Origin of the sequence: Thalassobacillus devorans MSP14, assembly GCF_000496835.1 — a bacterium.
In the GTDB taxonomy this organism is placed as follows: domain Bacteria; phylum Bacillota; class Bacilli; order Bacillales; family Halobacillaceae; genus Thalassobacillus; species Thalassobacillus devorans_B.
The window spans coordinates 901,430-923,068 of record NZ_KI543237.1; the positions used below are offsets into that span (position 1 = coordinate 901,430).

General features: G+C 45.8%; 18 protein-coding genes. 9 read left to right on the forward strand and 9 right to left on the reverse strand.

Annotation, left to right across the window (positions count from 1 at the left end):
• Positions 1 to 14 precede the first annotated feature (14 nt).
• The 7 genes from treP to pxpB all read right to left on the reverse strand — a co-directional run bounded on the left by treP (position 15) and on the right by pxpB (position 6,663).
• Positions 15 to 1,427, reverse strand: coding sequence for a PTS system trehalose-specific EIIBC component (treP, locus tag P855_RS0114630; protein WP_037986091.1), 1,413 nt, complete (start codon positions 1,425 to 1,427; stop codon positions 15 to 17).
• 18 nt (positions 1,428 to 1,445) lie between these two features.
• Positions 1,446 to 1,940 carry a PTS sugar transporter subunit IIA gene (locus P855_RS22555; RefSeq protein ID WP_028784269.1) on the reverse strand — a complete coding sequence of 165 codons (495 nt, stop codon included), beginning with the start codon at positions 1,938 to 1,940 and terminating at the stop codon, positions 1,446 to 1,448.
• 203 nt (positions 1,941 to 2,143) lie between these two features.
• Positions 2,144 to 2,935: a putative hydro-lyase gene (locus P855_RS0114640; protein WP_028784270.1), complete on the reverse strand. Its 792-nt coding sequence runs from the start codon at positions 2,933 to 2,935 to the stop codon at positions 2,144 to 2,146.
• A 19-nt stretch (positions 2,936 to 2,954) separates the two neighbouring features.
• Entirely contained in the window at positions 2,955 to 4,145 is a 1,191-nt protein-coding gene (locus tag P855_RS0114645; protein ID WP_028784271.1) for an NRAMP family divalent metal transporter, read from the reverse strand.
• Between the two features lie 18 nt (positions 4,146 to 4,163).
• Positions 4,164 to 4,934 (reverse strand): LamB/YcsF family protein, encoded by a 771-nt coding sequence (locus P855_RS0114650; protein WP_028784272.1) that lies wholly within the window; start codon positions 4,932 to 4,934, stop codon positions 4,164 to 4,166.
• Positions 4,935 to 4,945: 11 nt separating this feature from the next.
• Positions 4,946 to 5,947: a biotin-dependent carboxyltransferase family protein gene (locus P855_RS0114655; protein WP_028784273.1), complete on the reverse strand. Its 1,002-nt coding sequence runs from the start codon at positions 5,945 to 5,947 to the stop codon at positions 4,946 to 4,948.
• On the reverse strand, positions 5,944 to 6,663 hold the full coding sequence (gene pxpB, locus P855_RS0114660) for a 5-oxoprolinase subunit PxpB (RefSeq protein WP_028784274.1): 720 nt from the start codon (positions 6,661 to 6,663) through the stop codon (positions 5,944 to 5,946). Before pxpB ends, P855_RS0114655 begins: the two co-directional genes overlap by 4 nt.
• A gap of 294 nt (positions 6,664 to 6,957) precedes the next feature.
• On the opposite strand from pxpB, the gene P855_RS0114665 reads away from it, so the two are divergent.
• From P855_RS0114665 to P855_RS0114695, 7 genes are all read left to right on the forward strand, one after another.
• Positions 6,958 to 8,148: an MFS transporter gene (locus P855_RS0114665; RefSeq protein ID WP_037986308.1), complete on the forward strand. Its 1,191-nt coding sequence runs from the start codon at positions 6,958 to 6,960 to the stop codon at positions 8,146 to 8,148.
• Between the two features lie 133 nt (positions 8,149 to 8,281).
• Positions 8,282 to 9,442, forward strand: coding sequence for a CapA family protein (locus P855_RS0114670; RefSeq protein WP_028784276.1), 1,161 nt, complete (start codon positions 8,282 to 8,284; stop codon positions 9,440 to 9,442).
• A 268-nt stretch (positions 9,443 to 9,710) separates the two neighbouring features.
• A complete protein-coding gene (locus tag P855_RS0114675) occupies positions 9,711 to 13,391 on the forward strand; it encodes a nitrate reductase subunit alpha (RefSeq protein WP_028784277.1) in 3,681 nt (1,226 codons plus the stop codon).
• Positions 13,381 to 14,928 (forward strand): nitrate reductase subunit beta, encoded by a 1,548-nt coding sequence (gene narH, locus P855_RS0114680; protein ID WP_028784278.1) that lies wholly within the window; start codon positions 13,381 to 13,383, stop codon positions 14,926 to 14,928. Before P855_RS0114675 ends, narH begins: the two co-directional genes overlap by 11 nt.
• Positions 14,915 to 15,451, forward strand: coding sequence for a nitrate reductase molybdenum cofactor assembly chaperone (gene narJ, locus P855_RS0114685; RefSeq protein ID WP_028784279.1), 537 nt, complete (start codon positions 14,915 to 14,917; stop codon positions 15,449 to 15,451). Before narH ends, narJ begins: the two co-directional genes overlap by 14 nt.
• 15 nt (positions 15,452 to 15,466) lie before the next feature.
• Positions 15,467 to 16,177: a respiratory nitrate reductase subunit gamma gene (gene narI / locus P855_RS0114690; protein ID WP_028784280.1), complete on the forward strand. Its 711-nt coding sequence runs from the start codon at positions 15,467 to 15,469 to the stop codon at positions 16,175 to 16,177.
• Between the two features lie 14 nt (positions 16,178 to 16,191).
• Positions 16,192 to 16,608 carry a hemerythrin domain-containing protein gene (locus P855_RS0114695; RefSeq protein ID WP_028784281.1) on the forward strand — a complete coding sequence of 139 codons (417 nt, stop codon included), beginning with the start codon at positions 16,192 to 16,194 and terminating at the stop codon, positions 16,606 to 16,608.
• A gap of 49 nt (positions 16,609 to 16,657) precedes the next feature.
• Here the strand turns inward: P855_RS0114695 and P855_RS0114700 are convergent, their stop codons facing one another.
• The gene (locus tag P855_RS0114700) at positions 16,658 to 18,154 is read right to left on the reverse strand and encodes a NarK/NasA family nitrate transporter (protein WP_028784282.1); all 1,497 of its coding nucleotides are present in this window, start codon (positions 18,152 to 18,154) and stop codon (positions 16,658 to 16,660) included.
• Between the two features lie 374 nt (positions 18,155 to 18,528).
• Here P855_RS0114700 and P855_RS0114705 point away from each other — a divergent pair, with 374 nt between their 5' ends.
• Positions 18,529 to 19,479, forward strand: a complete 951-nt coding sequence (locus tag P855_RS0114705) for a rhodanese-related sulfurtransferase (protein ID WP_028784283.1) — start codon at positions 18,529 to 18,531, stop codon at positions 19,477 to 19,479.
• A gap of 225 nt (positions 19,480 to 19,704) precedes the next feature.
• Complete coding sequence (locus P855_RS0114710; RefSeq protein WP_028784284.1) at positions 19,705 to 20,574, forward strand: SDR family oxidoreductase; 870 nt, start codon at positions 19,705 to 19,707, stop codon at positions 20,572 to 20,574.
• 222 nt (positions 20,575 to 20,796) lie between these two features.
• Here P855_RS0114710 and P855_RS0114715 read toward each other — a convergent pair whose 3' ends face one another.
• Positions 20,797 to 21,630, reverse strand: coding sequence for an ABC transporter ATP-binding protein (locus P855_RS0114715; protein WP_028784285.1), 834 nt, complete (start codon positions 21,628 to 21,630; stop codon positions 20,797 to 20,799).
• Positions 21,631 to 21,639: the final 9 nt, after the last annotated feature.

The window sequence follows — 21,639 nt, forward strand, 5'->3', positions numbered from 1 at the left end:
TCAAAAAGCGAAAATCAGCAATCGCCTCTACGCTTCGCCCATAGATACGTGATTACCATTGGCAGAATGATGACAATTGCCATTCCGATGAAGAAAGGCATCCATTTTCCGGCACTGATTGATAAGAAGCCGGGAATCCCGCCGACACCAATGGAAGTAGCTGTTACTCCTGCTACGGTAATATACATACCTGCGATACCAGAAGATACCAGGGCTGCAACAAACGGATATTTAAAACGGAGGTTGACCCCGAACAATGCCGGCTCGGTGATACCGAGATAGGCAGAAATACCAGATGTAGAAGCCAGACCTTTTAATTTTTCATCTTTTGTGGCAAGAAACATGGCAAATGCTGCTGAACCTTGTGCGATATTAGACAATGCAAGCATTGGCCATAAAAAGGTCGTACCTGTGCTGCCGACTAATTGAATATCCACTGCCAGGAACGTATGATGCATCCCTGTTACAACTAACAGACCGTATAAGCCACCATAGATTAATCCGCCTAATGCAGCGAATTGGTCAAAAATGGATACAAGACCATCAGTCAGCAGATTACCAACAAAGAACATAGCTGGTCCGATGAATAAGAAAGTCAAGAAACCTGTTACCAATAAGGTTACCGGTGCTACAATCAATAACTGTAAAGAATCCGGAATACGTTTACGAAGCCACACTTCTGATTTGGCTAACACCCACGAAGCCAACAATACCGGCAATACTTGACCCTGATAGCCGATCTTTTCAATTTCCATTCCAAATAAATTCCATGTCGGGATATTGCCTTCTTTTAAAGCATTACCATAATCCCAAGCGTTCATCAGGTCAGGATGAACTAAAATCAGACCGAGGACAATACCGAAGAGCGGACTGCCTCCGAATTTTTTCACTGCCGACCAGCCAATCAGTCCAGGCAGGAACACGAATGCTGTATTAGCAATAAGGTTGATCATTTCAGCTATGCCGGACCATTGCGGATAGACATCGATCAAAGATTTTTCGTCATAAAAGATCCCAGGACCAGCAAGAATATTATTTAGCCCCATCAATAAACCAGCGGTAACAATTGCCGGCAAAATCGGGATGAATATGTCCGCAAGAACCTTGATGGCTTTTTGAAGCGGATTCATTTTTTCCGAAGATGCCGCCTTGACATCTTCCTTCGTCTGTTCACCGATCCCTGTGATAGAAATCAATTCCTGATAAACTTTATCGACAGTTCCCTGTCCAATGACTATTTGAAATTGCCCGTTCGTTGAAAAAGAACCTTTAACCGCTTCAATGTTGTTCAGTTTCTCCTGGTCGACTTTGCTTTCATCATTCAAGGCTAAACGCAAGCGTGTCACACAATGGGTAGCGGCATTAATGTTTTCTTTTCCACCGATGGCTTCTAAAATCTGTTTCGCCTGATTATTCAAATCCATCATGATTTCCTCCCGTTTCTATTAGTTGGCCTTTGGCTTTATTTGCATAATTTCTGTCGAACCGGCTTTCACTTCACCCTGATTATAAAATTCAAGAGAATATTCATCGCTGTTTGTGATAATTACAGGGGTTAACGTGCTTGATGCTTTTTCCTCTATTTTTGCAAGATCAAAAGTCATCAGGGTCTGGCCTGTCTTCACTTTATCCCCTTGCTTTACAGAAGCTTCGAACCCTTCCCCGTTCATGCCAACTGTTTCCAGACCTATATGAACCAGTACCTCGACACCGGCTTTATTTTTCAGCCCGATTGCATGTTTTGTAGGAAATAATTGGACGATTTCTCCATCAAATGGCGCTACCGCTTTTCCTTCAGATGGCTGGATAGCAAGTCCTTCCCCCATCATTTTCTGTGAAAAAGTCGGATCCGGCACCTCAGACAGATCAATCACTTTTCCTGTGACAGGCGCTGTCAGAATGGTCTCTTTATTGTCTTTGCCAAATAGTTTTTTCAACATAGTAAATGTCCCTCCTAATCAGTTTTTCCCAATCGCCATGACATGTATATACAAGTTATGATCCAATTATAATTTGTATATACATGTTTTGCAAGCGTTAACAATCATTTTTTTATTACTAAAACATGGAGGCTTCAAATTAAGCGTGACAAAAAAGCTGTTCTTGAAAAGTAGTAACTAATCAAGAACAGCTTCGATAATGCTTATCCTATACTATAATCTTCATTTTTCTTATCGGTAATAAACATGTGCCCCGGGGCATGGGTGAGCATCAATTCCGGCTTCATGTGCATGGCGACTGCCTGAGGAGTAACCCCACAGGCCCAGAAAACCGGAATTTCTCCATCTTTGATCGTTACGGGATCACCAAAATCCGGGCGGGATAGATCAGCAATTCCAATTGCTCCCGGGTCCCCGACATGGATTGGAGCTCCATGTACGGAAGGAAACCGGCTCGTGACCTGGACAGCTTTAGATATGTCGGCAGCTTTCACTGGGCGCATGCTTACAACCATCGGGCCTGAAAACCGTCCTGCAGGCACACATTGAATATTAGTCTTGTACATGGAAACGTTCTTTTTTTCTTCCATATGTCGAAGTGGAATGCCATTCTCGATCAATGCTTGTTCAAAGGTAAAGCTGCAACCGAGTAGAAATCCAACCATATTTTCATCCCATTGTTCTGTTATATCAGTCAATTCTTCAGTCAGCTGGCCATTACGGTACACCCGGTAACCGGGTAAATCCATCCGCAAATCTGAATCTGGTGCAACCAAACGCGGCACAGGAGACCCTGGCTCAGTCACATCCAGAACGGGACAGGGCTTCGGATTGCGTTGGCAAAACAATAAAAACTCGAACGCCATTGCTTCGGGCAGGACAACCAGGTTTCCTTGAATATAGCCGGGAGCCAGACCGGAAGTCGGCCCCGTCCAGTATTGCGTGCGAATTTTTTCCCGTGCTTCCTCTGGACTCCATGTTTCCGGTCTTTCCATTTATGACTCCTCCTCTTTTTTATTCAAATAATTGCGGAATACCTTCCATTAGCGTAACGAAGCCCATATAAGACATGACAATGACGATCAATGCTCCGAATATAGTCATCCAAACCGGGTGCTTATAATCTCCTACGATACTCTTTTTATGGGCAGCGATAATCATAACCCCCAACGCAAGCGGCAAAATCAATCCATTCAGGGAACCAACTAAGATTAAAATGCTGACCGGGCGCCCCACGGAAACAAATACCAAGGTGGAAACAGCTATGAATCCGACAATATACCATTTATGGTGCTTTTCAATTGATTTACTGAATGATCTGATAAAAGACACTGATGTATAAGCTGCACCTACCACAGACGTAACAGCTGCCGCCCATATGACCACACCGAATATTTTATAGCCTATCGTACCTGCTGCCGACTGGAATACAGTGGCGGCTGGATTCCCGGGATCCAATTGTATCCCCTGAGCGACCACTCCAAGCGCAGCCAAGAATAGAAAGACACGCATGATGGAAGCGAAACCGATCGCTGAGACTGCACTGCGGTTGACATATTCCAACGAGTCCTTCCCCTTGACTCCTGCTTCCAGCAGTCGATGGCCGCCGGCAAAGGTGATATAGCCACCGACAGTCCCACCGACTAACGTTACAATTGCAAGAAAGTCGATCGTGTCCGGGGCAAACGTCTTTACAGCGGCTTCACCGAGCGGAGGAGTCGCGGTGAACATGACATAGACCGTCAACCCGATCATTAGAAAACCAAGCATTTGCGCGAAGCGGTCCATCACCTTACCAGCTTCACGTACGAGGAAAACCCCAATAGCAACCAGGCCGCTGAAGAGCGCCCCTATTTTTGGTGAAATCCCGAACAGAACGTTAGTACCTAATCCCGCTCCGGCGATATTCCCGATATTGAAGGCGAGACCGCCTGCCACAATCAGGGCAGACAAAACAAAGCCAAGTCCGGGCAGGAGCTTGTTGGCAATGTCCTGGGCAGGTTTTTCTGAGATAGCGATAATCCTCCAAATGTTCAACTGGGCTCCGATATCAATAATTATCGAGACGAGGATAACAAATCCAAAGCTAGCGGCTAATTGTTCTGTAAAATGTGTCGTTTGTGTCAGAAATCCAGGTCCAATGGCAGAAGTCGCCATCAAAAACGCTGCCCCCAACAGTAGTCGCCTTCTTGATCGTTTGTCCATAGGTTCCACTCCTTGCTGTTATTTCAATACATCTTTGATTTTTGTAGTTTCAATACCAGATTCGTTTAATGCTTCATTGATATATTTCGCAAAATCCAGAGCATTTTCTCCGTCACCATGGATGCAAATCGTATCGGCCTGCACCTCAATATCTTTTCCCTGGACGGTATGGACCCTCTTTTCTTTTATCATCCGGGTCACCTGGTTGACCGCTTCCTCATAGTCAGTCAGTAAGGCATTTTTTTCTTTCCTCGATGTCAGGGAACCATCTTCCTGGTAGGTCCTATCGGAAAAGACTTCACTGGCGGTACGAAGTCCTGCTTTCTTACCCGCCTTCACTAGTTCACTGCCTGCTAATCCAAATAAAACAAGTTCTGAATCCACTTTATAAACGGCTTCGGCAATAGCTTCCGATAAGTCCTGGCGCTTGGCTGCCATATTATATAATGCTCCGTGTGGTTTGACATGCTGCATCTTTCCACCTTCCGATTGTACAAAACCGTTCAAAGCTCCAATTTGATAGATGACAAGTTCATATGCTTCCTCAGGAGAGATGTCGATGTTCCGCCTGCCAAATCCCATCAGGTCAGGTAAACCGGGGTGCGCCCCGATGCCTACCCCTTTTTCCAGAGCCATGGCTACCGTCTTTCTCATGGTAGTGAAATCTCCCGCATGGAACCCGCATGCCACATTGGCTGAAGTGATAAAGTCAAGAATTTCTTCATCACGCCCTTTTTGATAGGTCCCAAAGCTCTCTCCCATATCACAATTTAAATCTACAATCGCCATATCATCCCCTCCTAATTGAATTTCAGACGTATTCCTTGAGCAAGCTGCTGGATACTACGCTCTCTTTCTAAATAAAGTTGTTGTGCCTTGTCGTGGGATATTTCCTCAAAACGGACTTTCTCTCCAGGTTTCAATTGCGCCATCAGCGGTATGTCGACCGAGGCGATTTGTCCGATTTTCGGATAACCGCCCGTTGTCTGCCTGTCAGCCAGCAGAGTGATTGGCTGTCCATTCGATGGCACTTGGATTGTCCCCAAAGCCACCGCTTCTGAAATCATATCTCCTTCTTTTTTTATATATAGTCCGGGGCCTTCCAGGCGATAGCCCATTCGGTCAGACTTACTGCCGACTTTGAAAACCTCATGAAAAAAGGCTTCCCGGCTTTCCCTTTTAAATAGATTATATTGTCTTCCTTTTATAGCCCGTACCGGCTGCTCTTCTTGAAATGCCGGGATGAATTCAGAAGCCACATACCAATCCATACTGATAAAATTCCGCCCGTCCGACTTATCTTTTAATGAGGCCATTATTTTCTTAGCAACACTGGAAGCTTCCTCCGTCCGTAATTCATCATTCTCCTGCAATGCTCTTCCATGGAACCCTCCAAGCCCGGCCCGGAGGTAGGTCGACTTGCTCCCCATGACATCAGGAACATCAAATCCTCCCGCCACAGCTAAGTTAACCCGGCATCCCTCTTTCGCTTGTCCAAAGCGGAGTACACTGCCCTTTTTAACAAAAACAGGGCGCCACAGCTTGACCGGAGCATCATCAATCGATGCCGAAAGATCCCCGCCACACAGGGATATCAACGTATCACTTTCAAACCTTAAAGCAGGGCCTGACAATGTCATTTCCATCGTAGGCACGTCCTTCTGGTTACCTACCAGCAAATTGGCAATCCGGTGTGCCACAGGATCCATCACACCGCTGGCAATTACCCCGTGTTTTTGAAAGCCGGTCCTGCCCAGGTCCTGCAGGCTGGTCAGAAGGCCTGGCTTTAAAACTTTTATCATACTTCCCCCTCCTTATAATCGTCATATTCCTGCCGGGTAATCGCTTTAAAAACGACTTTATCTCCGGCTTGTAATAAAGAGGGGTTCGTTTGCTCAGGCCGGAACAAAGGAAGTGGCGTCCTTCCAATCAACTGCCAGCCTCCAGGAGTCTCAATCGGATAGACACCCGTCTGACCTCCTGCGATACCGACAGAACCTGCAGGAATTTTCAGCCTGGGTTCTTCTTTCCTTGGAGTAGCAATCTTTTCTGTCATCCCACCGATATAAGGAAAGCCTGGTGCAAAGCCGATCATATAGACAAGATAATCTCCCTTTGTATGATGTTCGATGACCTGCTTTTCTGTGAGTCCATTGTGCTCAGCAACGCAGGAGAGATCTGGACCCAACTCCCCTCCGTAACAGACAGGGATTTCTATGACTCTTGCTTGTTCAGACACGCCCTCTTTCAAAGTAGCAAGTTTTCTATCCAGCTCTTCGACAACCATCTCATATGGCAGCCGGGAATCTGTTTCTCCCAGGTACTCGATGACTTTCAAAGGATCATAGAATACCGCTACAGTTGTAAAAGCGGGAATATATTCTGTCATCCATTCTATTGGGTTGTCTTCAAAATAATTGGTCGCGCTTTTCACTCGCTCGTGTGTGTCTTCATCTATCGTTTGTCCAAACTCAATAATGACCGCCTGATCACCCAGTGGGTATATCTTATAATTCAAATCACGACCTCCTATGCTGACCTTTACGGTTTGTATTTTCATAAAATTCTATATTCATAAATGGTAAACGAACTGGAATCGCAATTCAATCTAATTTTCTGACGTTTATTATGGTGTACCTTATTCTTTCTCCTATAAATAAAGATGAGCGAGCATTTTTCTTTCAGGGAGGCAAAGAGTATGATATACATTTAGAATGACGAAATAATATTTAGGGTTCCGAAATAATTAATTTGAAAGAAGTGATTCATTATCGTTGAGCAAGAAAAATTGGCACAACGAAATCTGTTCATCATGTGGTTTGCTAACTTCTTTATTGCAGGAAGCATAACCATGGTTTTGCCCTTTTTATCTTTATATATAGATAGCTTTGGAAAATTCTCGGAAGCATATGTGCAACAATGGTCGGGTTGGGTGTTTGGTGTTACCTTTGTGACCGCCTTTCTATTCGCGCCAATTTGGGGACGCGTCGGCGACAAGTATGGCCGGAAGAAGATATTAATCATTTCCGCCTTGGGACTCGGACTTTCTGTTTTTTTGATGGGACTGGCCAACTCGGTCTGGCAGCTGTTTTTTCTCCGATTATTCATGGGTGTTTTCACCGGATTCATTCCGATGTCCCAAGCGCTGATTGCAACACAGACACCGAAAAACATTGCCGGGAAGGTCCTTGGAACTCTGCAAACAGGGAGTATCACAGGAAGTCTGATGGGTCCGATGTTAGGTGGATTATTAGCTGATTCTTTCGGGTACTCTGTGACTTTCCAGGGAACATCGATTACTGTCTTCCTATCTGCAATGATTGTCCTCTTCGGAATCAAAGAAGTTAAGATGGCAGATGAAAATAGTGATAATAAAACCAGCTATTCAAAAAAAGAAGTCATCAATCATATTATCAGACACCCGGTATTGTTGATGGTGATGCTGGTATCCTTGTTCGTACAAATCGCCCATTTCAGTATCCAGCCTATTTTGTCCTTATATGTTGCTGAACTGCATGGCGCAGCCAACCTTGCTTTCTTTTCGGGAATCGCATTCTCCGCAGCAGGGTTAGGGAACCTGTTGATGGCAAGACGCTGGGGCAGGATTGCTGACCGGGTCGGTTACATCAAAATACTCGTGTTCCTTTTATTCATGGCGGGAATCGTCTATTTTCCAGGGGCATTCGTTACCAGTATTTGGCAGTTAGTCGTTATCCGTTTCTTATTGGGCGCCTCGATTGGAGGCATCATTCCAGTACGCTCTGCCTACATCCGCCAGGAAGCCCCGCTCGCTATGCAAGGAGAAGTGCTCGGCTATAATACCAGTATTCGTTTCTTAGGAAATATGATTGGACCTGCACTCGGCGGAATGCTTTCCGGTTATTTCGGTTTTTCATCCGTATTCTTTGTTACCAGTACACTACTCGTAGCCTCAGGCATCGCCATGTATTTGACGATGCAGCGAAACCCGAATGCTGTTAAACACCATGCGCATTCTGTCTGAATATGAAAAATCCTCCCGTTTTTTAACGAAAAAGTTCGGGAGGCTTATTTTTATTTTCATGTAAACGGTTTATAATATAGGGAAATGGTCTTTTACATCCTAACTATTTTCCTATTTAAAAGGGGCGCTTGTTATGAATAGACTCTTCTTCCTCATCTTACTATTTCTCCTTACAGCTGCCTGCAGTCAGTCGGACCCTGCTGCTTTTTCTGCCAAAGACCTTACTACAAAGAATTCCGCCGTCCAGGCAAAACAGGATTTTCCCGCCAACCCTAAGATAACCCTCTCAGCAATCGGTGATATCCTGATCCACTCCCCCATTTACCATGATGCGCAAACGACCGATGGTTACAATTTTGTTCCCATGTTCAAAAACGTTGCACCTTACCTGAAAAACACCACATTATCCATCGCTAATCAGGAAACAATGATAGGCGGAACCGGTTTCGGCCTGTCGGGATATCCGGCATTCAACAGCCCCAAGGAAGTCGGGGATGCGTTGAAGGCTAGTGGTATCGACATAGTGTCCATTGCCAATAATCACACTCTGGACCGTGGAGGAAAAGCGATCCAACAGGCGATTTCCCATTGGAATGCCATCGATGTCTTGTATACGGGAGCATTCAAGAGTGAGGAAGACAAAGAGAAACTTCGAGTCATCCGGACCGCAGAGGGGATCGATGTCGCTTTTTTAAGCTATACGTATGGCACGAACGGAATACCGGTCCCTGAAAATAAAGATTATCTTGTCAATTTGATTAATGAACAAACCATCAAGACAGAAGTTAAGCAGGCAAATCAAGCGGCAGATGCCGTTGTTGTCAGTATGCATTTCGGTGAAGAGTATCAACGCATGCCGAATGATTATCAAAAAGAACTGGCACAAATGATATCCGATGCCGGGGCCCATGTTATTCTGGGTCACCACCCTCACGTACTTCAGCCAATGGAAAAGCTCCAGGGAAAGAAAGGGAATCAAACGCTTGTCATTTACTCCCTGGGAAATTTCCTCTCGGCTCAGGAAGAAACCTACAGACGCATCGGGGGTATCCTGCAAGTGGAGCTGGAAAAAGACAGGCTGGATGGCTCAATTTCTGTGAATAACCCTGCGTTCATACCAACGATCGTCGATTATACCCCTTTCGCCAATCAACACGCAGGAACAGACTTCAAGATCCTGCCAATGCACACCTCTCTTCAGGAAGAGGTCATTCCTGAGCAGAAAAAGGTTTTCGAGGATATTAAAAATCACATGTCCCAGTGGCTTCCTGAATTACGCTTTCCTTCTCCATGAAAATATGACATTTCTCACATTATCAAAAGCCGAGCTGGCAAAAGCCCGGCTTTTTTGCACTTTAAAAGTTTAACTAAATTATAAGAAAATACTAAGGCTTTCGCCATAAGTACTTGGCGACAATCCAGGTTTTTCTAATCGATTTATTGAAATCAGTGTTAAAATTACCTTAATATTGTGAAAATGGTAATGGAATCTGTTACCATAAATGTAATATCGATCTTGTTCATGCATGTTTTACCCTCAAAAAATGTAAGGAGATGTGAAAATGCCCAGAAAAACTCCACCATTTTTACAGAAACTAAAGTACTTAGGTAAAACACAGCCAGAGACAGAACATAGTGAAATGTCCCCGAAGTCACGCAGCAACACGGAAAATTATTACCGCAGCCGCTGGCAGCATGATAAAGTTGTCCGCTCGACGCATGGAGTCAATTGTACCGGTTCATGCAGCTGGAAAATCCACGTCAAAGACGGGATCATCACCTGGGAAACCCAGCAGACGGATTACCCGACCACCGGTCCCGATATGCCAGAATATGAGCCACGGGGGTGCCCTCGCGGTGCTAGCTTCTCCTGGTATACATATAGCCCCCACCGGGTGCGCTATCCTTATATCAGAAGTAAACTATTAGAAATCTGGCGAACTGCAGTAAAGAAAACAGACGACCCTGTCCAGGCGTGGGCATCTATTGCCGATAACCCTGAGCTATCCACACAGTATAAACAGGCACGTGGCAAAGGCGGATTCGTCCGTGCTGACTGGGATGAGGTTGAAACGCTGATATCCGCCCAGCTTATCCATACGATAAAACAGTACGGTCCTGACCGTATTTTTGGATTTTCCCCTATTCCTGCCATGTCGATGGTCAGTTATGCAGGGGGAGGCCGATTCCTTAACCTGATCGGCGGCGTCCTGTTAAGTTTCTATGACTGGTATGCCGATCTGCCCCCTGCTTCTCCACAAATATGGGGCGAACAGACCGATGTTCCGGAAAGTGCCGACTGGTACAACTCCAGTTATTTACTTGTTTGGGGCTCTAACCTTCCACAGACCCGCACCCCTGACTCCCACTTCATGGTGGAAGCCCGCTATAAAGGTACAAAAGTAGTCGCTGTCAGTCCGGATTACGCTGAATTCGTAAAATTCGCCGACGACTGGCTTCCCGTCCAGGCTGGCATGGACAGTGCGTTAGCGATGGCCATGACCCATGTGATCCTCCAGGAATTTTACATCGATAGACATGTTCCTTACTTTGATTTTTATGCGAAGACCTATACCGACCTTCCTTACTTAATCACTTTGAAAAATACCAAGCACGGCTTAAAAGCTGACCGTTTCCTGCGTGCAAGTGACCTTTCCCTCACCACAGAAAAAGCCGAATGGAAAACAGTGGTCTATGACGAAGAGACCAAAGATTTCGCCATACCTAATGGTTCAATTGGACACCGCTGGGATGGTGAAAAGAACTGGAATCTGCTGAAGGCAGATAAAGTCAATAATGTCGACACACTCTCCCCTGCCTTATCATTACAGGGGCACGAAAGTAAAATCGACCAGGTGTGCGTCGCAGCATTCGAGCAGGACGATAACCGCGTGTTCAAAGCGGACATCCCGATTAAAGAAATCGAGACCGCTGACGGTCCGGTTTATGTAACAACCGTATTCGATCTGATGTGCGCGCAGAGCGGAGTGAATAGAGGCCTGACGAATGACAATCCTGCTAATTATGACGAAGACCGTCCATTTACTCCAAAATGGCAGGAAAAATATACGGGTGTCAAAGCGAAACTTGTCGCCCAGATAGCAAGAGAATTTGCCCAAAATGCCATCGACAGTAAAGGACGCTCGATGATTATCATGGGATCAGGGATCAATCACTGGTACCATTCCGACACCATTTACCGGGCGGTACTGAATCTGGTTTTATTAACCGGTTCCCAGGGAGTCAATGGTGGAGGCTGGGCGCACTATGTCGGACAGGAGAAAGTACGCCCGCTCGAAGGGTGGCAGACCGTTGCGATGGCCCGGGACTGGGGCGGACCGCCAAGGCTGCAAAATGGCACCTCTTTCTTTTATTTCGCTACGGAACAGTGGAAATATGATGAACAGAAAACACGTGATTTGGCATCCCCGTTGATTGAGCAGCCAAAGTACCAGAATTTAGCTGATTATAATGTGTTAGCGGCTCGACTCGGCTGGCTGCCTTCTTATCCACAGTTCAATAAAAATGCTATCGGGATGTATGATGACTCGAAATCACCAGAGTCCAACACGGAACATATAGTGAATGCCGTTTCCAAAAAGGAAATGAATTTTGCTATCGAATCACCGAATGACCCGGTCAATTTCCCAAAATCCATGTTTGTCTGGCGGGCGAATTTGATTGGCAGTTCTGCCAAGGGGCATGAGTACTTCCTGAAACACCTGTTAGGTACACACGGACACAACCTGAGTGAAGAAACGGAAGACCTGGAGGCGAAGGAACTGAACATGGAGATTCCATCGGCGACCGGTAAACTGGACTTGCTCGTCAACTTGGATTTCCGTATGTCCGGAACCGGATTATATTCCGACATCGTGCTTCCTGCGGCTACCTGGTATGAGAAGCACGACTTAAGTTCAACCGACATGCATCCATTTGTCCACCCGTTCAACCCGGCTATCACCCCTCCATGGGAAAGCCGCTCAGACTGGGATATTTTCAAAAAGCTTGCAAAACGGTTCTCCAGCATGGCAGCACAGCATCTCCCTGAAAAGGTATATGATACGGTTGCTACCCCGCTCCTGCATGATTCTACCGACGAGATTGCCCAGACGTATGGACACGTCCCTGATTGGAAAGCAGATGGAAGTAAACCGGTTCCAGGGGTTAACTTTCCGAAAATCCAGGTAGTTGAAAGAGAATATGCCAAGGTCTATGACAAATTCATATCGCTTGGACCAAAAATCAAACATTCCATCGGCGCCAAAGGAATGTCCTGGGATGCTAAAGAAGAGTACGCCAAACTGTTCGACATGCTTGGACCATCGGATAAGTCGGCTTCCTACAAAGACTGCCCAAGCTTATATTCCGACCTTAATGTAGCCGAAACGATACTGACGCTATCCAGTACAACGAACGGATCACTTGCGATGAAAGCGTGGAAAACACTGGAGGGTAAGACTGGACAGGCATTAAAAGATCTTGCTGAGGAACGGGCAGAGGAACATATATCTTTTGCAGAAATTACGGCTCAGCCGCAAAAGGTCATCTCCTCCCCGGTTTACAGTGGCACCGAGACAGGCGGTCGTCGTTACTCTCCGTTCACTACCAATGTCGAGCGGATGATACCGTGGCGGACTCTGACCGGAAGGCAGCACTTTTATTTAGACCATGAAACGATGCTAGAATTCGGGGAAGAACTGCCTACATTCAAACCGCCATTGAAAAAAGCGTCGTTTTATTCTACCGATAATAAACCAGCCGAGGGGCAAAAAGAAATCACGTTAAGATACCTGACCCCACACTTCAAGTGGTCGTACCACAGTACGTATGGCGATACGCTGCCAATGCTGACTTTATTCCGCGGCGGTCCGCATGTCTGGCTGAACAACCTGGACGCTGATGAAGCAGGTATTAAAGATAATGACTGGCTCGAAATGTACAACCGGAACGGTGTCGTCGTAGCAAGAGCTGTTACGAGTCACCGGCTGCCAAGAGGCGTCGTGTTCATGTATCACGTTCAGGACCGCCTGATCAATGTGCCTGGTTCAAAAATCACGAAAGATCGCGGAGGCACCTTCAATAGTCCAACAAGAATCCACATCAAGCCGACTCAAATGATCGGTGGATATGCCCAATTGAGTTATGGTTTCAACTACTATGGTCCAACCGGCAACCAGCGGGATGAACAAGTACAGATCCGCAGAATGGACCGAAGCGAGGTGGATTGGCTTGAAGATTAAAGCGCAATTTGGAATGGTCATGAATCTGGATAAATGTATCGGCTGTCACACATGCAGCGTCACCTGTAACAATACGTGGACGAACAGGCCAGGTGCGGAGTACATGTGGTGGAACAACGTTGAAACAAAGCCAGGAATCGGCTACCCGAAAGAATGGGAAAACCAGGAGAAAAACAAAGGCGGATGGGAAATGCGAAACGGAAAGCTTGCCCTGAAAGCCGGCGGAAAAGCGAACAAGTTGTTGAACCTTTTCTATAATCCCGACATGCTTGACATTGATGAATACTACGAACCATGGACATATGAGTATGAGCATCTTGTGCATAGCCCGGAGAAAAACCATCAGCCCGTCGCACGTCCGAAGTCTCAGCTGACCGGTGAATATATGGATATCCTTTGGGGGCCGAACTGGGAGGATGACCTGGCGGGGGTCCATGAAACCGGGAAGCGCGACCCGAACATGCAAGGTGTCGATGAGAAAGTGAAATTCGAATTCGAACAAGCATTCATGATGTATCTTCCGCGCATTTGCGAACACTGCGTCAATCCTTCCTGTGTCTCCTCCTGTCCATCAGGAGCGATGTATAAACGGGAGGAAGACGGGATCGTCCTAGTGGACCAGGATGCCTGCCGGAGCTGGCGGTTCTGCATGTCCGGCTGTCCCTACAAAAAAGTCTATTTCAACTGGCAGACGAACAAAGCGGAAAAGTGTACGTTCTGTTTTCCAAAAATCGAAAATGGTGACCCTACCATCTGCTCGGAGACGTGTGTCGGCAGGATCCGTTATATCGGCATCGTTCTTTATGATGCGGATCGCGTCAAGGAAGCGGCTTCGGTTTCGAATGATCAGGACCTTTATGAAGCGCAGCTCGATTTGATATTGGATCCGAACGACCCGGAAGTGATCGCCCAGGCGAAAAAAGACGGTATCCCAGAGGACTGGATCGAAGCAGCCCAGGAATCACCGGTATATAAGCTGGCCTGCGAACAGAAAATCGCTCTTCCACTCCACCCGGAATACCGTACATTGCCAATGGTCTGGTATATTCCACCGTTGAGTCCGATTGTCGATGCTTTCAATGGTCATTTCAATGACCTTGATCCATCTGTGGTTTTTCCGGCAATCGACCAATTCCGGATACCAATCGAATATTTAGCCAACCTGATGACGGCAGGCGATACCGAATTAGTTGCGTCCGTGCTTAAAAAACTGGTTGCCATGCGGACGTACATGCGGAGTGTCGACCTCGGCAAAGAGCCCGATACGACGCTTATTGATGAAGTCGGCGTCTCGGAACAAATGGCGCGGGATATGTATGAACTATCAGCAATTGCTAAATATGGCGACCGTTATGTCATCCCGAAAGCGCACCGTGAGCAGGCGGAAGATATGTTTGCCCACCAGGGAAGCGCAGGTTTTGACTTTATGGATGGATGTGAATCCTGCGCTATGAATGGAGAATGGAAAGATCCTTATGAATACAGCGAATCCTATTGGAGCGATGTCACAGGAGGTGCCAAAGATGGAAGACAGTAGACATATTCTGAAGCTCTGCTCCCTGTTCCTCCGTTACCCGGAAGAAGAGTGGTTTCAACAGGAAGACGTCCAGTTATTCATTGAGGATTTAGAAGCGGCATCTCAACAAGATAACCTTTTACATTTCTGGAATTATGTCGAGGCCTCCTCATGGCTCGAATTCAGTCAGAACTATGTGAAGCAGTTCGACTTCAGCAAGGATTGTTCCTTATACCTTACTTATGGTGTATTCGGTGATAAACGGGAACGAGGGCTTGGGTTCGTCAAATTGAAACTGGAATTTGCAAAAGCGGGGTATTTCATCAAAGATGATGAATTACCCGACTACTTTCCGTTAATCCTCGAATTTCTGGCAGAAGCAGAAGAAAGTTTTATCCAGAAACTCTACTATATCCACAAAAAAGCGATCGATCAACTATATCAACAACTGCGTGAGCAACTGTCTCCGTATGCGTTTGTCATAGCAGCCGCTTTGGAAACATTGGATGCCATCGTCGCCCGTCGCGAAGCCAAAACGGTATGAAGGGATTGATTCCAGTTGACACCAATCGATTTTTTACTTTGGGTAGCGTACCCGTATATCACTTTAACCATTTTTGTCGTCGGCCATATTTATCGGTACAACCATGATCAGTTCGGATGGTCCGCTCAATCGAGTCAGTTTTTAAAATCAGATCCCCTACTGAAATGGGGAAGCATTCTATTTCATTACGCGGTCATCTTAGTATTTTTCGGCCATGTTGGCGGGATACTCGTTCCCCAGTCATTTTATCCGCTGATTGGAGTAACAGAAGAAATGTATCACTTTGGTGCCGTATGGTTTGGTGGTGCAGCGGGGGCTGCGATGGTCGTTGGCGGAGCTCTGCTAACTGCCCGCAGACTCCGTAATAAACGCATCAGCACTACAGGGTCACGTAAGGACCTGTGGGTGCTTCTGCTGATCGGAATCGTCACGGTCGTAGGATTCACCAATACTGCCTGGTATACGGCGACAGGCGGAGAATTCGATTATCGTGATACCATCGGACCATGGTTCCGTGGAATTTTAACGTTCAGACCAATGCCTGAAATGCTGGCTACTGCTCCATGGGGTTTCCAGGCACATGTGTTTGCAGCCTTTACCTTATTTGCGGTATGGCCGTTCACCCGACTTGTCCATGTATGGAGTTTGCCGCTCGAATATCTAAAACGGAGATATATCATTTACCGGCGCGCCAACCCGAAACAAACGAACAAGAAAGCACAATAGAAAGGAAGATGAGGATGTCAGGACCTGCACTTCGGCAGCTGGACGCCCACCGCTCGATTCACGAAGCGGCATACGGGCAAGTGAAGGATATGACAGAAGTTTTAAAACGTCTGTATCACGAGGAGCGTACAAAAGAAGCAAAACAGGCGGAATTAATCTTGATTGAACACTGGCGTGATCACATCATTTCCCATGCGACATCGGAAGAGGAAGGACTGTATCAGGATATCAGGGAGACGTACCCGGAGATGAAGAATACCATTACACAGCTTACCAGGGATCATGATTTATTAAGAAAGATACTCACCCGCATCGAAGAAAGTTTAGCAGCGGATGGGCGGGCTGAAGATCGACTTATGTTGTACGACAGCCTGCTTGTAGTAAACTGGCACCACAGCCGCGATGAAGAACATTATTTACTTGACCTTTAAAACTAACGGGATGCCTCCCTATGGGGACATCCCGTTAGTTGGTTCTACTTTAATTTTCCGGTGTTATTTCCGAAAACATAGCGACATAGCCGGTTACAGGTTCGTTTTTATTACGGATAGGACTTATCGTCAGCCATTCCAAAAATAACTCGCCGTTCTTTCGTTTATTCCATATTTCACCTTTCCAGTAGCCTTCTTGCTCAACTTTCTGCCACATATCACGGTAAAACTCTTCCTCATGCTTCCCTGATTTGAGAATATTCGGTGTGTTACCGATTGCCTGTTTTTCTTCAAAACCGGTAGTTTCCGTAAACGCCGGATTTACGTATTGGATGACCCCGTCCTGATCTGTAATCATGATTCCCTCTACCGTATTTTTCATAGCTGCATGACTCATCTGCAATTTGTCGGTAAAATACATCCAGATGACGATGATCAGACTTGCGAGCGCGAATTGTGATAGAGCCATGAAGCCAATCGCATAATGTCCTGTCAAACCAAATACCGTACTCAGGACGAGAGGCGGAAAGAAGCCGCCAAGACCGCCGATAGCAGAAACTACTCCATTGACAACCCCAGCCTGTTTGGAGAAATAAAATGGCACCAATTTGAATACAAGGCCGTTTCCGATGCCAGCGCAAACCGCTACACTTAAGACACCGACTGTGTAAAGCTCGATTGTCGGGGAAAAAGAAAGCACCACGCCAGCCAGTGTCAACCCTGCAAATACCACCATCAATAAAATGAATGAGTTGAATTTATCACCGAGCCATCCCCCTACCGGTCGTAAAAAGGTAGCCAAAGCGATGAACCCTGCCGTGCGCAGCCCTGCATCTCCGCTGGTCAAGCCGAAGTTCGAAACTAAAAAGTTCGGGAGGTAGATGGTAAAAGCTACAAAAGATCCGAAGGTGATAAAATAAAATAAGCTCAGAAACCACATCTTCTCATTATCAATCACAGATTTGATTTGAGGCACGATCGGCGCTTGAACTTTTTTCTCATGACGATCGCCCATCAGGAAATTCACTATAATGAATAATAACAACAAGCCTAAGTATAGACGAATAGTACTTTGCCAGCCGATTTGTACGGCCAGAAAAGGTGCGGCAAATGAGGTGGCCGCCGTCCCGACGTTCCCTACCGCATAGACACCATTCACAAAACCGTGACGCTTTTTATCATAATATTTCGGGAGCGAAGTAACACCAATGGAAAATATCGCTCCCCCTAACCCTAACAGTAAACCTCCGAGAACAAGGTCAAGGAAAGAATCAGCGGTGCTTAAATAAAAAACAGGAAACAGCAGAATAACGAAGCTGATTGTGAATAGCAGCCTTGCTCCGAATTTATTCGCCCAATAACCTAAAGGAATACGAAGCAATGAACCCAGAATAACCGGAATGGCCGTGGCCAATGCTACTTGATTGGCATTTAATTCGATGTCTTCCTTTATAAAGGGCATTAAGGAAGATATAATTACCCAAACCATAAACCCTGCAAATAAACTGAGTGTCTGTAATCCTAGTTGAAATCCTGGTTTTTTCATTCACACACCCTCTTCAACAGAATATTTTTCCTTACGAGCATTATAACAAAGCATTACCTCTGTATTCCGTTTTTGACAAAAAATTCAGTTTTTTGTATGTTCTCTTCTAGTTTAGATTGGTATTGTGGAGTGCTTGCTATACTCAAAACTTCCATTGTCAGGACCTTACCATGCTACCTTAAAGTGATTATGGAACGAGATATTCCTCCTCGCCTGCATTTATATCTGAGGGAAACCAAAAGAGAGACCATAACTTCCAAATAAAGGGTCTATTGAAAGCCATCTCATGTTGAAATTTTTTCAAAAAGCAGATATGATATAACGTGGCAAAAAAATGTTATCACACTTGCAATGTGAAACAGGAGGAATAAGAAATGAGCAATAAAGACTACCGTGTGTTGTTATACTATAAATATGTCGACTTACCAGAATTTGAGGAGTATGCGGAAGAACACTTGGCATACTGTAAAGACTTAGGAGTAAAAGGAAGAATCATCGTCGCCCCTGAAGGGATTAACGGCACTGTATCCGGAACTGTTGAACAGACGGATGAATATATGAAGCATATGCATGCAGATGAACGATTTAAAGAAATGGTTTTTAAAATAGATGAAGCAGAAGGTCATACCTTCAAAAAAATGCACGTACGTGCAAAACCAGAGGTTGTCAATTGGAGCATCGAAAACGATGACATCGATCCGAAAACATTCACCGGTAAGCGCTTGAAGCCGAAAGAATTCTATGAAATGCTTCAAGACGAAGATACGATCGTGATTGACGGCCGTAATGAATATGAATACCGCATTGGTCACTTCCGCAATGCCATTCAGCCGGAGGTCGAGACTTCCCGTGAGTTTCCAGAGTGGATTGCTGAAAATGCCGATCAATGGAAAGATAAAAAAGTGCTAACTTACTGCACTGGCGGTATCCGCTGTGAAAAGCTGACAGGCATTCTCATGAAAAACGGTGTGGAAGACGTCTATCAGCTGGATGGCGGTATCACGACTTACAGTAAGGACCCGGAAACAAAGGGCCGTTATTTCGACGGTAAAATGTATGTGTTTGATGAGCGGATCTCTGTTCCTGTCAACCATACAGAAGAAGATACCGTCATCGCTGAATGTGAGCACTGTGGCAAAAAAGAAGACCGCATGATCAACTGCAGCAACCCGATATGCAATCGCCAGTATGTCTGCTGTGAAGAATGCGAAATCGAGCAGCATGCTGCCTGCACTACGGAATGCCGCGAGCACCCGGAAAACCGCTGGGACGTGGACAAACAAAAACAAATTGATAAATACGATCGAGTTCAGGTACAAAAATAAATGAATGAAAACCTTACAACAACGTTGGTCTCTAATCAGACCAACGTTTTTTAATTCCCTTAACGATCTTTAATTGGGGTACTGCTGGCTGTTCAGCTGGAGCGTTCACATCCCTTGCCTTCTTAGTATAAAGTTTCGCAACTGTCGAACATTTCCCGCTTTGTTTACTATATTCCTTTAAGTGGTAAAGTTCACTACCTGAGAAAAACAAAGGAGGCAGTATGTATGAAACCGACAGATCGTCAAACAGAAGGACAACCGAAACAGGTACAGGATAAACAGCCGGGATATCGGGAAGAAATGGCTCCAAAACCGATTGTAGAAGATGATGACTATAAAGGCAGCGGAAAGCTGAAAGATAAAGTTGCATTGATTACAGGCGGTGACAGCGGCATAGGTCGTGCTGTAGCCATTGGATACGCAAAAGAAGGCGCCCATCTTGCTATTGTCTACCTGGATGAACATGAGGATGCAAAAAGCCTGAAAGAACGTGTAGAACAGGAAGGTGTCAAGTGTCTCTTGATTGCTGGTGATGCCGGCGAAGAAGAGTTCGCCAAAGACGCCATCAAACAGACTATCGATGAGTTCGGAAAACTGAACATTCTGGTCAATAACGTAGCAGAACAGCATCCACAGGCAAGCCTGGAAGAGATTTCGACAGAACAAATGGAGCGTACATTCAAAACCAATTTTTATTCTTACTGGCATTTCACAAGAGCAGCTGTCCCTCACTTGAAGGAAGGAGATGCCATCATCAATACGACTTCAATCAATGCCTATCGCGGGAACAAAGAGTTGATCGACTACACAGCTACAAAAGGTGCTGTCGTCGGTTTCACACGCTCGATGGCCCAGGTATTGGTTGATAAAGGTATACGTGTCAATATGGTAGCACCTGGTCCAATCTGGACTCCTCTCATCCCGTCCAGCTTTGAAGAGGAAAAAGTAGAGGTATTCGGCACCAACACTCCGATGGATCGTCCTGGTCAGCCGGTCGAACATGTCGGCAGCTATGTACTATTAGCTTCGGATGACTCTTCTTACATGACTGGTCAATGTATCCATATTAACGGCGGCCATTGGATGAGCAGTTAAAAGAACAAAAGCGCAAGTGCCTCGCTCACCCCCGACAAGCTTAAGACAAGCCTCGCCGTGACGTTTTTTGTCACAGAGAGGATTGACTTAAGACCTCGAGGGGGTAGGCACTGGAGCTGGATGCAGCCCGCTACTAAGGATTATCTCCATCCCATATATAATAACCTAGACATTTAAATAATGCCCCGGGAGAACAGGTCGTTCTCCCGAGGCATTTACTGTTTATGAGGAAATTTGGCTGGTTTGATTTTGAGCTGCTGCTTTAATCAGACAGCGTCCTTTTCCGTGCGGGATACACATGGGTGTACCAAACAAGGGATCCTCCCTGACATCACAAGTCATGTCAAAAACATCCTGCACCATTTTACAGGTTATAATATCCTCCGGCTTTCCTTGCGCATAGACTTTTTTATCTTTCAAAGCCACGATATGATCTGCATACCTGCTCGCAAGGTTGATATCATGTAACACCATTACAATCGTACGACCGTGAATCTGATTTAAATCAAATAAAAGATCCAGAATTTCAATCTGATGGGTCATATCCAAATACGTTGTAGGTTCATCCAGTAACAACGTGTCTGTGTTCTGGGCAAGTGTCATGGCAATCCATGCCCGCTGTCGTTGCCCGCCAGATAAAGAATCAACTGAACGTTCTTTCAGTTCAAGCATGTTCGTTGCCTCTAAAGCATTCTGTACAGCTTCCTCATCCTGCTTCGACCATTGGCGCGCCCAGCTTTGATAGGGGTAGCGTCCCTGCTTCACCAATTGCAGCACAGTCAGCCCTTCCGGAGTAACGGGGCTTTGCGGCAAGATGGCCATCTTCTTTGCCACTTCTTTGGTGCGCATCTTTGAAATATCTTTATTATCAAGTACAATATGACCGGACAGCGGCTTTAGAAGTCTGGCTAATGAACGAAGCAATGTAGACTTTCCACAACCGTTTCCTCCGATCAATACCGTTACTTCCCCTTTAGGTATCGAAATATCGAGGGAATCGATAATAAGATCTTCTCCGTATCCTAGTGACAAATCATTGGCAATCAGCGTTTTCATAATAATCTC